Origin of the sequence: Cupriavidus basilensis (genome assembly GCF_008801925.2) — a bacterium.
In the GTDB taxonomy this organism is placed as follows: domain Bacteria; phylum Pseudomonadota; class Gammaproteobacteria; order Burkholderiales; family Burkholderiaceae; genus Cupriavidus; species Cupriavidus basilensis.
Map to the genome: position 1 here is coordinate 1,651,363 of NZ_CP062803.1, position 15,582 is coordinate 1,666,944.

Below are 15,582 nucleotides of genomic sequence, written 5' to 3' on the forward strand. Positions count from 1 at the left end.
CGTGGCCTGGGTATCGTGAAGCGTTGGCGTATCCGATCGGCGTCGTGCACCTTAAGTACGAGGTGATAGAGATAGTCAAGGGAGACTCCGGACAGCTAACAGACCTTCACTTCAGGCTGTATGGCAACCCTGATGACGGTGTCTTCAGACCTGGGAATGCTTATCTGTGTCTCATCCGCGTGGAGGGCAACGCGTTTCCGCTGGCATCGGTACCGATGCGCCGCACCCGCTTCAGGAAGGCCGCGAAGTACCGCGACGGGCCGCCATTCGAATCAACAATTGCCGTGAACGGGTCTCGTGACACCGAAGAACTCGGCATACAGTTGGATTTGCGGCGTTAGCATGTGAATGCCGGGGTGCGTCTTGAGCCCGCGTTTGACCGCACACTTGAGCAGTCGGGTTTCGGCCGGTTTCATGATGATGTCGGTAACGATCGCATGCTGCGGCAGATCATCGATAGGGAACGGAATGGGATCGTGCGCATTCAGTCCGACCGGACTCGCATTGATCGCCATGTCCACGTCATTCAAAGTCGGGTTCGCCAAAGAAATCGCTACCTCTGGCTTGTATGCATTCAAGCGGTCGGCCAGATCGTCGGCCCTGCTCGCCAATGTGTCGGTCAGCATCACGCGTCTGACGCCCGCTTGAACGAGCGCTGTGGCAATTGCTGCCCCCGCCCCTCCAGCGCCGAAAAGTGCGACGAGTTTGCCGGCTGGTTCGTGCGCCTGCGCGCGCAGGCCCTGCACGAATCCCAAGCCATCCAAGTTCTCAGCGAACCAACTGCCGTCGGGATCGCGCCGCAGGACGTTGGCGGAGCCTGCCAACCCGACCGTCGTACTGACCCGATCGGCGTGCGAGCAGATGGCGAACTTGTGCGGGATAGTGACCACAATCCCGTCGAGGTTCTCCATGCGCTTGAGCCCTTCGACCACGGTCTTCAACTGTCCCGTTCTGACGTGCACGGGAATCGTGACCGCGTCCGCGTCAAGTTCCAGGAAGAGGCGGTTCAGTAGCACGGGGGCCTGGACCTGCCCAACGGGATCGCCCAACACCGCGAATAGGCGTGTTGAGCCTTGTGGGCTGGGAATCAAAAGAGATTGCGTCATGACTCAGTCTCCGGCGATCGGGCCGTGTAGAAGATTTGGCTGACATGTGAGAAGCCTCGGTCGAAGACCCTGGCGGGCGAGGCAAGTGCCGGCTCACATTGCAGGCGCTTTGCGTGCGATCCTGTTCGTGGCGTTGTGCCGCCCCTTGATGTAGGCCGCCGCAATCGCGATACCAATCGGAAAGGTCAGGGCCATGAAGAGTTGGCCGAAGTCCCATCTCAGGGCCAGTAGTACTGCGCCGAGGGACGCGCCGGAGATCGCACCGAACCGGCCGATGCCCGTCATCCAACTGGTCCCCGTCGCACGCATTTCCGTCGGGTAGTAGCCCGCAGCCATTGCAGTCCAGCCCGTGTTGGCCGAGTTGATGCAAAAGCCAAGCAGGAAGACCAGCCCCATCAGCATATCGACACTATGATGCTGAGAGCCAATCGCCACCGTGAACAATGCTGCGCCGAGCAGCGTCCCGATCATGACCTTGTGCGGGTTGAATCGATCCATTTCCCAGCCTATGACAATGTTGCCGAGCGTGCCGCCGACTTGGAGCATGGCGCCGACAAGGGCCGCGTCGGCCAGCGTGAAGCCGTCGTCCTTGACCATGATCGGCAGCCAACTGTTGAGGAAGTAGACGGTCAAGAGATTCATGAATAGCCCGGCCCACAGGGCGAGGGTCACTGCCGCATGCGGTTTGGAGACGATGAGCTTGATTGCACTCTTGCCCGCATGTTCACGTTCAGGCGTCACGAACTCGGTCGCCGGGTCGGCCGTCTCAGGAGCAATCGCGTTGACAATGTGCAGCAGTTCGCCATGACCGCCATGCTTGACAGCCAAAAACTTCACGGACTCGGGCAGAAGGAAGCAGAGCAACAGCGCGAAGGCGATCGGCACCACACCACCTACGACGAGGATCGACGCCCAGCCATGTGTCGTGATCAGATAGTTGGCAAGGAAGCCACCACCTGCGGCGCCAAGCGTGAAGCCGCAGTAGACGACTGTCACCATCAGTGAACGGTACTTCTTCGGGGCGTATTCGGAGACCAGCGTCGCAGCATTTGGTTGCGATGCGCCGAGGCCCAGACCGGTCAGGAATCGCAGGACCGACAGCACCGCGATGTTTGGGGACCACGCAGATGCCAGGCTCATGAGGCCGAAGAAGAAGACCGCGCCAATAATGACCTTGCGCCGGCCGAAGCGGTCCGCTAGCGGGCCCCCCGTCAGCGCGCCAATCGCCAGCCCGAACAGCCCCATGCTCAGTACCGGTCCAAGCGCCTCGCGCGGAATCTTCCAGTCCGCGACGAGGGCGGGCGCAATAAAGCCCATTGCCACGATGTCGAATCCGTCGAGGATCAGGATGGTTAAGCACAGCAGAAGGATCTTCCAGTGAAAAGAGCCGAATGGCCTGGAGTCCAAAAACTCCTGGACGTTGATCTGACTGGGCGCTTTCATGAATATCTCCGTTATTTTGTAGAGGGCAACGTTTCCAATGCGCCCGGCGGGGCGACGTCTAGAGCAAGCCGCGCATGTAGTCGAGGCTGTCGGCGATGGCCTGTTCGTCGCCGCCAAAGGCGGGATGCAGATAGTCGATTTCCAGCGCGAGCAGGCCGGTGTATCCGTGCTTGCGCAGCACGTCGAAAGTTCTCGGAATGTCGATGAGGCCCTTGCCGACGGGAACGCTCGGCCAAAAGGCGAACTCTCGGGGATTGCCACTTCTGGCAGCGACATCTTTCACATGCGTGGCGCGTGCATAGGGGGCCAGTTTCTCAATCGCGACCATCGGGTCTTCCAACATGCGCAGGTTGTTGGCGGTGTCCAGGCAAACGCCCAGCCAGGGGGAGTCGATGGTTTGGATCAACTCGACCAGTTCGTCGGCCAGAAAGTCGATGTGGTTCTCGATGGCGAGCACGACACCGTGCTGCTCGGCATGCGCTATCGCGTTGCGCAGCAATGGGACCAATTTGCCCTTGTGCGTGCCCCATTCGGCCGGTCGCGTGCGACGGCCGCCACAGCAGATACGCATCACCTTGGCACCGATCGCCGCAGCGATCTCGGTGTGACGCTTGAGATCCTCAACTTCTTCCGGCGCATCGCCCGATTGGAGCCCACTCGGGTGGCCCCAAGCCCACACCCGCTCCAGTCCGCGCTCGTCCAGGTCCTCGCGCAACTGGCTCACGGCCTCGGGAGTCGGGCTTGGCAGGAAGCAGGATTCAAGCGATACGCCGTCCACGCCGAGGCTGCTTGCCCGCGCAAGAAAGCCCCGCATGGTCATGCGTGAACCGGGATCCTCTTCGATGCCAGGGTAAACCTCGCCGAAGTATCGGTGAAAGCAATAGGAGTCGATGGCAAGTTTCATGGCGTATCCCTGGAAGATTCGACGGCAGTACCGCAGCGGTCTTATTTGGAATAGGATACCAAATGGATGTTTGTTCCAAAAAAGGTGTTTACCCTTACTCTTCGGATGGTGCGCGATGGTGCGGGATGGAGTTGGATCCCAGTTGGGTTAGCATTTCACCAATTCGTCCATCCCCCAAGGAAACGCTTATGGCCTCAGTCCGCGACCGCGCTCTATCCATCCTCGAACTACTCGCCCGCCATGTGCACGGGCTGCCGATGTTTGAGATTGCCGACCGCCTGGGCATCCCGCGGACGGCGACGCACCGTCTGCTGGGTGAGCTCAAGGAGATGGGTTACGTGAAACACGACCAGAGCAAGTCTCAATACATGCTGACGGTCAAGCTCGCGTCGCTGGGCCTCGGCTATCTGGCTGCCACCGGCATTGCCGATGTCGCGCAGCCCCTGCTGGACGATCTCGCCGAAGCCAGCGGGGAGTTGGCGCGGCTCGCCGTTATCGAAGACAGTCAGCTGATTTGGGTCGCGAAGGCCCAAGGCTCGCATTCCGGTCTTCGTTACGACCCGGATGCTGGTCTGGACGTGTATCTGCCTGCTACCGCGAACGGATTGGCGTGGCTTGCGGCCGTGAGTGAGGAGCGCGCACTGGAGTTGGTTGCCCTACAGGGTATGGAGCGCGCTCGAGAGATGGGTCCGAGCGCACCGCAGACCTTGCGCGCGCTCATGGAGCAGGTGGAGCAGACGCGCCAACGAGGTTATGCGGTCGTCTTCGACGCCTACGAAGCTGGCACCAGCGCTTTGGCGGCGGTAGTCCGGAGACAGAACGGTGGCGAGGCTATCGGCACCGTTAGCATTGCCGGCCCATCGGTGCGAATGACCAAGGAGCGCATGGAGGCACTGGCTCCCCTTGTTCAGGAGTGCGCCAGTGCATTGGCACTGGCAAGCGTCAGTTCACCCATGTTTGCTCGGCACGACGCTAAGCAGGGAGGCCATACCCAACCAGGTTCCCACTAGAGCTGCAGTTCGGCATATGCCGGAGAAGATGCCGGAGAAGATGGGGATCCCGGCCGCCGGCTTCAGGACGATTTCCGCAACTGCTTGCCGATTGTTGGCACAGGATGACCGTTGTCGGGCCGCTTCGGCAGTTCGCCCATGCAAGCGTGGATGGCCGGAGAGGCCGCCAGTTCAGCCATCCAGCCATGCATCGCTGGATGGCCATGACTGGCCGAGGCCGTCATGTCCCATAACTGCGGTCCAGACAGACGAGATCACCTCCGATCATCGTCTGCCCGGCATTCTTCTTATCGCTGCGCCATCGTCATATAGTCGACCGTCAGGCCAGCTAGCGCCCTGACTCCATTCACCAGCGCGGCCTCATCCACATAGAACTCCGGCGAGTGGTTGGATGCCGCCTTGGCCACGTCCACGCCCTTGGGCGTGACGCCCAGGTTGAAGAACAACCCCGGCACCTTCTCCTGATAGAAGGAGAAATCCTCCGACGCCGTGGCCTTGGGCGCGATCATCCAGTTGCCATCGCCGGCCACACGCTTGAGCGTGGGCGCCATCTTGTCGGTCAGCGCGGGCTGGTTGACGGTGGCGTTGTAAAGCTCCACGACCTTGAAGGTGGCCTCGGCGCCGGCGCTGCTGGCGATGGCTTCGGTGGTGCGCTTCATGCGGGCATGGATGTCCTTTTTCATGCCTTCGTCATAGGTGCGCACCGTGCCCATCATTTCGACTTTCTCCGGCACGATGTTCATGCGGTTGCCGCCGTGGATGGTGCCGACCGTGATCACCGAAGGCTCCAGCATGGCATTGACCTGGCGGCTCTGGATGGTCTGCAGGCCCATGACGATCTGCGAGGCCACCACGATCGGGTCGATGCCGCCCCAGGGGCGCGCGCCATGGGTCTGGCGGCCCTTGACGTCGATCCAGAACTGGTCGGCGGCGGCCATCGACGGGCCGCTGCGCCAGGCCAGCTTGCCCGACTCGATGCCGCTGCTCACATGCAGGCCGAAGATGGCATCCACCTTGGGATTGTCCAGCACGCCCTCAGCCACCATCTGCTTGGCGCCCCACATATTGCTGCCATTGGGCTCGAAATCCGCCGGGCTTTCCTCGGCCGGCTGGAAGATGAACTTGACCGTGCCGGGCAACTGGTCCTTCATGCCGGCCAGCACCTCGGCCGTGGCCATCAGGATCGCGACGTGGGTGTCGTGCCCGCAGGCGTGCATCACGTCCACTTCCTTGCCCAGATATTGTCCTTTGGCCTTGGAGGCGAAGGGCACGTCCACGCGCTCCTTCACCGGCAACGCATCCATGTCAGCGCGCAGCGCTACCACGGGGCCCGGCTTGCCGCCCTTGAGCACGCCCACCACGCCAGTCTTGGCGACTCCCGTCGTTACTTCCATGCCGAGCTTGCGCAGATGGTCCGCCACCAGCTTGGCGGTACGGACTTCATAGTTGCCAAGCTCTGGATGCTGGTGGATGTCGCGGCGCCAGGCGATCAGCTGGGCTTCGACGGCCTTGGCGCGCGTCTCGATCTGCGCCTGCAGGCTTTCGCTGCCGGTGGCTTGCGCCTGCGCGGCGGCGGGTGCCAGGCACAGCAGGCCGGCGGCCAGCGTGAGGGCGGAAACGCCGGCGCGTAGCGCGGCAGGGGAACGGGCTTGGCGTGCTGCCATGAAGACTCCTTTTTTTATTTCTTCGTGATGGAACAGGATGCAGAAACTAAAGCAAGCGCGGCTAGCGGATGCCCAGGCGCGTGCGCGTCTGGGCCAGCGCCACCAGACTGATCGCCGCGCAGGCCATCAGGTAGAAGCTCGGCGCCAGCTTGCTGCCGGTGGCACCGATCAGCCAGGTCAGGATGAAGGGCGCGAACCCGCCGAACAGCGTCACCGCGATGTTGTACGAGAGCGAGAGTCCCGTGGTGCGTGTCTTGACCGGGAAGATCTCCGACGCCAGCGCGGGCAGCGCGCCGAAGTACAGCGTCATCATCAGTCCCAGCACCACCTGCACCGCCAGCATCACGCCGAAGCCGGGATAGTGGCTGAGCAGCCAGAACAGCGGCCAGATCGACAGCAGCAACAGCAGCGCGGCGAGGCGCATGGGCGGGATGCGGCCATAGCGATCCGACCAGTGCCCGACCAGCGGGGCGAACAGCATCTGCACCACGCCCGTGGCCAGCGTGGCGGCAAACGCCGCCGAGGGCGGCAGGCCGAGCTGCTTGACCGCATAGGTGGGCATGTACAGCACCAGGTAGGTCGATACTGTGGCGACGATGACCACGCCCATGGCCAGCAGCAGGCGCTCCTTCTGGTGGCTGAGCGTGTCGCGCAGCGGCGTCTCGGTGGTCTCGGCCTGGAGGAACTCGGGGGTTTCATCGACGTGGCGGCGGATGTAGTACGCCACCGGGCCGATCAGCAGGCCAAAGAGGAAGGGCACGCGCCAGCCCCAGGATTGCATCTGGTCGGGCGTGAGCGTGGTGGTGAGCACCGCGCCAAAGCCCGCGGCAAGCAGGGTGGTCAGGCCTTGGCTGGCGACCTGGAAGCTGGAGTAGAAACCGCGCCGGCTGGGTGCGTGCTCGGCCAGGAAGGCGGTGGCGCTGCCGAATTCGCCGCCAGCCGAGAAGCCCTGGATCATGCGCGCTGCCACGATGCCGATGGGCGCCATGACGCCGATCGCGGCATAGGTGGGCAGCAGCGCGATGATCAGCGTGCCCACCATCATCAGCAGGATGGAGAGCGTCAGCGCGGCGCGCCGGCCTTTGCGGTCGGCATAGACGCCGATCACGACCGCGCCCAGCGGCCGCATGAAGAACGACACGCCGAAGGTGCCGAGCGTCAGCAGCAGCGAGGTGTTCTCATCGTGGTTGGGAAAGAACAGCGCGGAGATGGTGACGGCAAAAAAACCGTAGACGACCAGGTCGAACCACTCCAGCGCGTTGCCGATCGAGGCTGAGATCACCGCGCGCCAGGGATGGCGCGAGGCGGGCGCTGCCGATGCTGCCGCGCCGCTGTTGCTGCTGCCGCTTGCCGATACTGCTGTCATGGTGTCTCCGGGTTATTTTTGGACATGACGCAACCACCGGCCCGCAGCTTTGGCGGGCCGGCTACAACGGAAAACGAGAAAAACGAGGAAAACGAGAAAAACGGTTTAGTTCACGCGCAGGCTGTCGACCACCTTGTGCAGGAAGGCCTCGCAGGCGGCTAGCTGGTCCAGCGCGACGAACTCGTCGGGCTTGTGGGCCTGCTCGATATCGCCGGGGCCACACACCACGGCCGGGATGCCGGCGCGCTGGAACAGGCCGGCCTCGGTGCCGTAGGCGACCTTGTTGACGTCGCGGTCGGCGGTCAGCGCGCGCACCAGTTGCGTGATGGCGGCCTGCTCGGCCACGTCCAGCGAGGGCGCGGCGGCGATCTTGCTGATGGTCAGGCCCGCGTCGGCATGCTCGGCGCGCATTTTCGGCAGCAGCACGTCGTTGGCGTAGCCCTGGATGCGGGCAAAGATGGCCTCCGGATCGACGCCCGGCAGGTTGCGGAATTCGAACACGAACTCGCACAGCGCCGGAATGGTGTTGAGCGCGATGCCGCCGTGGATGGTGCCGGTCTGGGCCGTGGTGAAGGGCACGTCGAAGTCGCGGTCGTAAGGGCCGTTGGCCTTGAACTCGTCGGCGATGTCGCGGATATGGCAGATCAGGCGGGCGGCGTACTCGATGGCGTTGACGCCCTTGGGCGTGAGCGACGAATGCGCGGCCTGGCCCTTGACGCAGCAGCGGTAGGCGTTGATGCCCTTGTGCGCGACGATCACGCGCATGCTGGTGGGCTCGCCGACGATGCAGCCACCCGGGGTCACGCCGCGTTCGCGCAGTTCCGCCAGCAGGTAGGGGGCGCCCATGCAGCCGATCTCTTCGTCGAAGGACAGCGCATAGTGCACCGGCTCACGCAGCCGGGCCTCAAGCAGCGTGGGCAGCAGCGCCAGGCTGGTGCCGATGAAGCCCTTCATGTCGCAGGTGCCGCGCCCGTACAGGCGGCCATCGCGGATCACCGGCTTGAACGGGTCGGTGGTCCAGTTCTGGCCGTCCACCGGCACCACGTCGGTATGGCCCGACAGCACGATGCCGCCATCGGTGCTGCCATCGGCGGCGGGCACGGTGACGAACAGGTTGGCCTTGTCGCCCTGCGGGTTGTAGCTCAGGTGGGGGCGCAGGCCCTTGGCCAGGAAATGATCGCGCACGGCTTCGATCAGGCCGAGGTTGGAGTGGCGGCTGGTGGTGTCGTAGCTGACCAGGCGCTGGGTCCAGTCGAGCGCGCTGCCGCGGCTTGCGGCATCGGCAGGCTTGCTGAGGGTATCGGCTTGCATGGCGGTTGGCTTTGGGTAACGTGTTAAGCAAATGATGCTACACCGTGCTGGCTCGTCGGTCCATGCACGGTGCACCATCGTGGCCCGCCGCGGCGGCGGCGCGCCGCGAACGGGTACTGTGGAGCAATGATCAGGCCAGTCAGGTCATTCAGGTCATTCAGGTCATTCAGGCCAGTTGGCGCAGGGTGTGCTTGATGGTCTGCGCGCGCACTGCCACATCCGGCATCTTGGCCTCGATGCGCAGCTTGTCCTGCCCTGCCAGCTTGATATGGCGGTTCTTCTGCACCAGCTCGATGATCTTCATGGCGTCGATCGGCGGGTTGGGCAGGAACTGCATGCTGATGGCTGCGTCGCTGGCGTCGATCTTGCGCACGCCCAGCGGCACCGCGGCAATGCGCAGGCGGTGCGTCTCTATCAGCGCTTGCGCCTGCGGCGGCAGGCGGCCGAAGCGGTCGATCAGCTCTTCCTGGATATCGTCCACGCGCTCGGCCGTCTCGCAATTGGCCAGGCGCTTGTACAGCGAGAGGCGCTCGTGCACGTCGGTGCAATAGTCGCTGGGCAGCAGGGCCGGGGTGCCCAGGTTGATTTCGGTGGTCACGGCCAGCGGCGCCATCAGGTCCGGTTCCTTGCCGGCCTTGAGCGACTTGACGGCGGCATTGAGCATGTCGGTGTAGAGCTGGAAGCCGATCTCATGGATCTCGCCCGATTGCTTGTCGCCCAGCACTTCGCCCGCGCCGCGGATTTCCAGGTCGTGCATGGCCAGGTAGAAGCCCGAGCCCAGTTCTTCCATCTGCTGGATGGCTTCGAGCCGGCGCTGCGCCAGCTTGCTCAGGCCTTCGACATCGTGCACCAGCATGTAGGCATAGGCCTGGTGGTGCGAGCGCCCGACGCGGCCGCGCAGCTGGTGCAGCTGCGCCAGGCCGAATTTGTCGGAGCGGTGGATCAGGATGGTGTTGGCGGTCGGCACGTCGATGCCGGTCTCGATGATGGTGGTGCACAGCAGGATGTTGTCGCGGCGTGCCACGAAGTCACGCATCACGCGCTCCAGCTCGCGCTCGTGCATCTGCCCGTGCGCCACCGCAATGCGCGCTTCGGGCACCAGCTCGGCCAGCTTGGCGCGCTTGTTCTCGATGGTGTCGACCTCGTTGTGCAGGAAGTAGACCTGTCCGCCGCGCTTGAGCTCGCGCAGGATGGCTTCGCGCACCACGCCGTCTTCCTCGCGGCGCACGAAGGTCTTGATGGCCAGGCGCTTTTGCGGCGCGGTGGCAATCACGGAGAAGTCGCGCAGGCCTTCGAGCGCCATGCCCAGCGTGCGGGGAATCGGCGTGGCGGTCAGCGTGAGCACGTCGACCTCGGCGCGCAGGGTCTTGAGCATTTCCTTCTGGCGCACGCCAAAGCGGTGTTCCTCATCGATGACGACCAGCCCCAGGCGCTGGAACTTGACGTCGTCCGATAGCATCTTGTGGGTGCCGATCACGATGTCGGCGGTGCCGTCGTTGATCTGCTTGATGGCGCCGTCGATCTCCTTCTTGGTCTTGAAGCGCGACAGCTCCACGATGCGCACCGGCCATTCGGCGAAGCGGTCGGACAGATTCTGGAAATGCTGCTCGGCCAGCAGCGTGGTGGGCGCCAGGATGGCCACCTGTTTGCCGCCCATGACCGCGACGAAGGCAGCGCGCAATGCGACTTCGGTCTTGCCGAAGCCCACATCGCCGCACACCAGCCGGTCCATCGGCTTGCCCGAGGTCATGTCGGCGATCACGGCGGCGATGGCCGCGGCCTGGTCCGGCGTTTCCTCGAAGCCGAAGCTCTCGGCAAACTTCTCGTAGTCCCTGGGCGTGAGCTCGAAAGCATGGCCCTGGCGCAAGGCGCGGCGCGCGTACAGGTTGAGCAGTTCGGCGGCCGTATCGCGGATCTGCTGCGCAGCTTTGCGTTTCGCGCGGTCCCATTGGCCGGAGCCCAGCGAGTGCAGCGGCGCGGTGTCCGGATCGGCGCCGGAGTAGCGCGAGATCACGTGCAACTGATGCACCGGCACATACAGCTTGCTGCCTTTCTCGTAGTCCAGGTGCAGGAATTCCTCCTCGCCCTGGCCCAGGTCCAGCGAGACCAGGCCCTGGTAGCGGCCAATACCGTGCTCGCTGTGCACGACCGGATCGCCGATCTTGAGCTCGGCCAGGTCGCGCACCATCGAGTCCACGGCGCTGGCCTGTTCCTGCTTGCGCCGGCCCGTACGGCGCGCGGTGCCGGCATACAGCTCGGCCTCGGTGACAAAGGCCAGCGGCTCGATGCCTTGCGCGCCGGGCACGGCAAAGCCGCTTTGCAGCGGCGCCACCACGATGGAGAAATGCGAATCTCCCGCCAGGAAGGCGGCGTAATCATCGATCGGCTGCGGGCGCAGCCCGCTTTCGCCGAACAGTTGCAGCAGCGTTTCGCGCCGGCCGGCGGAATCCGCGCACATCAGCACGCGCCGGTCTTTTTTCAGCAGCAACGCTTCCAGGTTGACTAGCGGATCTTCCGCGCGCCGGTTGACCGAGACATCGGGCAGGGACTCAGCCAGCGGCACGGTGTCGCCGGTGGCGGTGCCTTGCAGCACGAGCCGCGCCAGCGGCTTTGCGCTAGTGAAGAACTGCTCTTCCGACAGGAACAGCGCGGCGGGCGGCAGCAGCGGCCGCTCGCGGTCATGGCGCATGAAGTTGTAGCGCTGCGTGGTGTCGGCCCAGAAGCGGCGGATGGCGTCAGGCACATCGCCGGCAAAGGCGAGCTGGCTGTTGGCGGGCAGGTAATCGAAGACGGTGGCCGAGCTTTCAAAGAACAATGGCAGGTAGTACTCGATGCCGGCCGACGGCACGCCATTGCCGATGTCCTTGTAGATCGTCGATTTGCTCGGGTCGCCCTCGAACAGTTCGCGCCAGCGGCCGCGAAACGCGGTGCGCGCGGCGTCGTCGAGCGGGAACTCGCGGCCCGGCAGCAAGCGCACTTCCTTCACCGGGTACAGGCTGCGCTGCGTGTCGGGATCGAAGGCGCGGATGGTTTCGATCTCGTCGCCGAACAGGTCGATCCGGTACGGCAGCGGCGAGCCCATCGGGAACAGGTCGATCAGGCCGCCACGCACGCTGTACTCGCCGGGCCGCATCACGGCGCTGACATGCTCATAGCCGGCCAGCGTGAACTGCGCCTTGAGCGCGGCTTCGTCCAGCTTCTCGCCCTGCTTGAAGAAGAAGGTGTAGGCCGCGAGGAAGGCGGGCGGCGCCAGCCGGTAGAGCGCAGTCTGCGCCGGCACCAGCATGATGTCGCACTGGCCGCCCTGGATGTCGTGCAGCGTGGCGAGCCGCTCCGAGACCAGATCCTGGTGCGGCGAGAAGCTGTCGTAGGGCAAGGTTTCCCAGTCGGGCAGCAAGCGCACCCGCAGGCCCGGCGCGAACCAGGGGATTTCCTCGGCCAGCCGCTGCGCGTCGACCGCGTTGGCGCACACCACTGCCAGCATCGGCACACGCTCGCGGTGCTGGCTGGCGTAGGCGGCCAGCGCCAGGGCGTCGGCGGAGCCGGGCAGGCCGGACACGGTATAGCGCTGGCCGGCCTTGACCAAGGGGAGGTTGGCGAAGGGGGCGGGGCGATTGGCTTCAGGCATCGGGTACGGGCTGGCTTGTTGACGGCTTTCAGGCGTTGCGGGGCTAAAAGAGCGCGGCGATGCAACAGCGACACCCCGCCGGCATCGCGGGCGGGGAGTGGGCGAAGCATGCGGCGCCCGGCGGGCGCTCGCGCTGATCGACGCCCGCATGTCCGCGAGCGAAGGCCGTATTATAGAATGCGCTCCGAATCCGCGTTTTCAATGCCGCGCTTCCCGCTCCCCTGCCATGGCAGGGGCCCCGAAGCCTTGCGCCATGCTCCTGGCATGGCGCTCACCTTGTCCCTCACGCTATCCGTGTCTGATCGCCGATTTGCCCTGATTCCCTGTGCCGGTACCGGCAGCCGCGCGGGCGGCAGCCTGCCCAAGCAATACCAGACCGTGGCCGGCCGGCCGATGATTTGGTACGCGCTTGCCGCTTTTGCCGCCTGCGATGCCATCAGCGCCACCGCGCTGGTGCTGGCGCCCGACGATATGCCGCTGGAGTCCCGCTTCGGCGCGGCGGCATTTGCCGGCCTGCGCTTTGATACTGCCTTCGTGGGCGGCGATACGCGCCATGCCTCGGTGCTGGCTGGCCTGCATCACCTGGCGCAACTTGGCGCCACGGACCGCGACTGGGTGCTGGTGCATGATGCGGCCCGCCCGGGCCTGACGCCCGCCATGATCCACGCGCTGGTGCGCGCGGTGGAGGGCGACGGCGCGGACGAAGACGGCCCCGACGCAGCCATCGGCGGCATCCTGGCGGTGCCGGTGCCCGATACGCTCAAGCGCGCCGATGCGCCCCCCGGCGGGCAGCCGGCTGCGGCGGTGCGCATCGGCGCCACGGTCTCGCGCGAGGGCTTGTGGCAGGCGCAGACTCCGCAGATGTTTCGCCTGGGTGTTTTGCGCCAGGCGCTGCAGGAAGCGCTCGCTGCGGGCGCCGTGGTGACCGATGAGGCCAGCGCGATCGAGCGGCTGGGCCTGCATCCGCGCCTGGTCAATGGCTCGCTGCGCAATTTCAAAGTGACCTACCCCGAGGATTTCGCGCTGGCCGAGTTGCTGCTGGGCGAGGGTGCTGGCAAGCCCTGAGCGTCATCCTCGCGCATGACCAGCGATCCCCGCCCATCCCTATTCATCCCCCGTTCCGATCCTGAAGGAGAATTGCTCCCATGACCCCATTCGATATCCGCGTCGGCCAAGGCTATGACGTGCACGCGCTGGTGCCGGGCCGCAAGCTCATCCTGGGCGGCGTGGACATTCCCCACGACCGCGGCCTGCTGGGCCATTCCGATGCGGACGCGCTGCTCCACGCCATCACCGATGCGCTGTTCGGCGCGGCTGGCCTGGGCGACATTGGCCGTCACTTTCCTGACACCGATCCGCGCTTCGCCGGCGCGGACAGCCGCGTCCTGCTGCGCGAGGCCGCGCGGCGTGTGCGCGAGGCAGGCTATGAAATCGGTAACGTGGATGCGACCGTGATCGCGCAGGCGCCGAAGCTGGCGCCGCATATCGGCGCCATGGTGGCGAACCTGGCGGAGGACCTGGGCTTGGCCGCCGCCAGTTGCAACGTCAAGGCCAAGACCAATGAGAAGCTGGGCTTCGAGGGGCGTCAGGAAGGTATCGTTGCGCAAGCCGTGGTGCTGATCTGGCGCGGCACGATCGTCTCCCCTCAGGATTGATGCGGGGGAGCTGGGCGCGGCAGGCGCTCAGCTCCTGGCGGCCGTTCCGGTTGTGCCAGCGTGTTCGGGCGGGAGCGCGTAGAGGTAGTCGATCAGCCGGGCCATCGGGCCCGAGCGCGCACCGGCTTCGGTGCGTTTGACAAAACCCATCTGCTGGCACAACTGGTTGGCGGATTTCATTTCCGGCATGGTGCGCACCAGCAGCGCGCTGGCGCCGATATCGCGCGCGCGCTGTATGCAGACCTGCATCAGCGTGCGGCCAAGCCCCAGTCCGCGTGCCTGCGGGCTGACGGCCAGCAAGCGGGCTTCCGGCAAGGCGAGCGTGATGGTGCTGCCGTCCAGCGCCTGCAACGTGGCGCCGGGATGGCAGAACAACACCGCGCCGCTGATGCCGTGATCGGTTTCCGCCACCCACCATTCCATTTCCGAAGTCGACGCGGCCAGCACGGCTTTCATGCCTTGCTGGAAGGACTCGCGGCAGTCCTCCATGATCTCCAGCTCATATTGGCCATAGGCTTGCTGGGTCACGGCGGCAATGTCACCCCAGTCCTGCACGGTGGCGAGGCGGTAGTGAAAGCGGGGGGAGGTATGCGAAGGAAGGGTGCTCATGGCAGGGGGGCGAAGGCTGTGACCTTGCTGGATTGTAGGCCCTTCGGTGCACAAATGCAGTCAGTGAATTACCGACTTGGCGCGTTGGCAACAGGCTTGCGCTGACGCTCGCGGCATGCTGGGCAAGCCCCGCCGGCCTTGCGCGGCGGGGCTTTCGGGGAAGTACCGGAAGCACCATGCAGGCCGTGCCGGGCCGGCGCATGCCGCCTGCAAGCCCTCGATACGGCCTGATACTGCCTTATTCCGCCGCGATGACGTTGGCAGCCGCCACGACCACGGCGGCAATGCGGCCCACGTCGCGCAGTTGCTGCGCGGTCATGCCTTGCTCGTTCTTGAGCAGCGCATAGTGCGACTTGATGCAGAAATGGCATTTGCCGACGATGGACGCGGCCAGCGCGTACATCTCGAAGCGGCGCTTGTCCACGCCGCCGTGCGTGGCGTACGCATTCATGCGCAGGCCGGCCGGCTGCGTCGCGAGATCCTGGTCGTCTGCCATTTCCACGAACGGATACCAGACGTTGTTCATGCCCATCAGTGCGGAGGCGGTGAGCACGGCATTGGTTTCCTCGGGCGAGAGCACGCCCGCGTTGCGGATCGCGTCGACGATCACGCGGCTCTTGGCGGCAAACGCCGCGGCCAGCGCCACGGCCACCGCATCGTTGCCCTCGAGCGAGGAGCGCGCGATGGTGCCGTCGAGGTTCAGGCGGATATCCTTGGCGTAGTCAGGAATAAGGCCTTTAATCGTGCTGAGGAATTCCATACAAATCTCCTATCGGTAAGGTCTCAAAAAACCCGCCATGGCGGGTTTTGAGGCGCGGGCCAAAGCCCGGCGCGCAGATCGTCACAAAGCGCCGGCAATCTCTCACCGGCAGTTTGTGCAGCATGT

The 15,582-nt window shown here is 64.8% G+C and carries 12 protein-coding genes; 3 read left to right on the plus strand and 9 right to left on the minus strand.

Features of this window, described 5'->3' with window-relative positions; all coding sequences use genetic code 11:
- Positions 1-272: 272 nt before the first annotated feature.
- The 3 genes from F7R26_RS07515 to F7R26_RS07525 all read right to left on the minus strand — a co-directional run bounded on the left by F7R26_RS07515 (position 273) and on the right by F7R26_RS07525 (position 3,453).
- Positions 273-1,106 (minus strand): shikimate dehydrogenase family protein, encoded by an 834-nt coding sequence (locus tag F7R26_RS07515; RefSeq protein ID WP_150987646.1) that lies wholly within the window; start codon positions 1,104-1,106, stop codon positions 273-275.
- A 93-nt stretch (positions 1,107-1,199) separates the two neighbouring features.
- Positions 1,200-2,549 (minus strand): MFS transporter, encoded by a 1,350-nt coding sequence (locus F7R26_RS07520; RefSeq protein ID WP_150987645.1) that lies wholly within the window; start codon positions 2,547-2,549, stop codon positions 1,200-1,202.
- 58 nt (positions 2,550-2,607) lie between these two features.
- Positions 2,608-3,453, minus strand: a complete 846-nt coding sequence (locus F7R26_RS07525; protein WP_150987643.1) for a sugar phosphate isomerase/epimerase family protein — start codon at positions 3,451-3,453, stop codon at positions 2,608-2,610.
- A 188-nt stretch (positions 3,454-3,641) separates the two neighbouring features.
- Here F7R26_RS07525 and F7R26_RS07530 point away from each other — a divergent pair, with 188 nt between their 5' ends.
- Positions 3,642-4,463: an IclR family transcriptional regulator gene (locus F7R26_RS07530; protein WP_150987641.1), complete on the plus strand. Its 822-nt coding sequence runs from the start codon at positions 3,642-3,644 to the stop codon at positions 4,461-4,463.
- Positions 4,464-4,750: 287 nt separating this feature from the next.
- Here F7R26_RS07530 and F7R26_RS07535 read toward each other — a convergent pair whose 3' ends face one another.
- The 4 genes from F7R26_RS07535 to mfd form a co-directional block, all read right to left on the minus strand.
- Positions 4,751-6,127 carry an amidohydrolase gene (locus F7R26_RS07535; protein WP_150987640.1) on the minus strand — a complete coding sequence of 459 codons (1,377 nt, stop codon included), beginning with the start codon at positions 6,125-6,127 and terminating at the stop codon, positions 4,751-4,753.
- 61 nt (positions 6,128-6,188) lie between these two features.
- A complete protein-coding gene (locus F7R26_RS07540; protein ID WP_241754448.1) occupies positions 6,189-7,493 on the minus strand; it encodes an MFS transporter in 1,305 nt (434 codons plus the stop codon).
- 105 nt (positions 7,494-7,598) lie between these two features.
- The gene (gene argE, locus F7R26_RS07545) at positions 7,599-8,804 is read right to left on the minus strand and encodes an acetylornithine deacetylase (RefSeq protein WP_150987638.1); all 1,206 of its coding nucleotides are present in this window, start codon (positions 8,802-8,804) and stop codon (positions 7,599-7,601) included.
- A gap of 166 nt (positions 8,805-8,970) precedes the next feature.
- Positions 8,971-12,432 carry a transcription-repair coupling factor gene (gene mfd, locus F7R26_RS07550; protein WP_150987636.1) on the minus strand — a complete coding sequence of 1,154 codons (3,462 nt, stop codon included), beginning with the start codon at positions 12,430-12,432 and terminating at the stop codon, positions 8,971-8,973.
- Between the two features lie 264 nt (positions 12,433-12,696).
- Here mfd and ispD point away from each other — a divergent pair, with 264 nt between their 5' ends.
- Complete coding sequence (gene ispD / locus F7R26_RS07555; protein WP_170301926.1) at positions 12,697-13,497, plus strand: 2-C-methyl-D-erythritol 4-phosphate cytidylyltransferase; 801 nt, start codon at positions 12,697-12,699, stop codon at positions 13,495-13,497.
- Positions 13,498-13,577: 80 nt separating this feature from the next.
- Positions 13,578-14,087 (plus strand): 2-C-methyl-D-erythritol 2,4-cyclodiphosphate synthase, encoded by a 510-nt coding sequence (ispF, locus tag F7R26_RS07560; protein ID WP_150987634.1) that lies wholly within the window; start codon positions 13,578-13,580, stop codon positions 14,085-14,087.
- A 27-nt stretch (positions 14,088-14,114) separates the two neighbouring features.
- Here ispF and F7R26_RS07565 read toward each other — a convergent pair whose 3' ends face one another.
- Positions 14,115-14,696: a GNAT family N-acetyltransferase gene (locus tag F7R26_RS07565; RefSeq protein ID WP_150987633.1), complete on the minus strand. Its 582-nt coding sequence runs from the start codon at positions 14,694-14,696 to the stop codon at positions 14,115-14,117.
- A 238-nt stretch (positions 14,697-14,934) separates the two neighbouring features.
- A complete protein-coding gene (locus F7R26_RS07570) occupies positions 14,935-15,456 on the minus strand; it encodes a carboxymuconolactone decarboxylase family protein (protein WP_006155913.1) in 522 nt (173 codons plus the stop codon).
- Positions 15,457-15,582 lie beyond the last annotated feature (126 nt).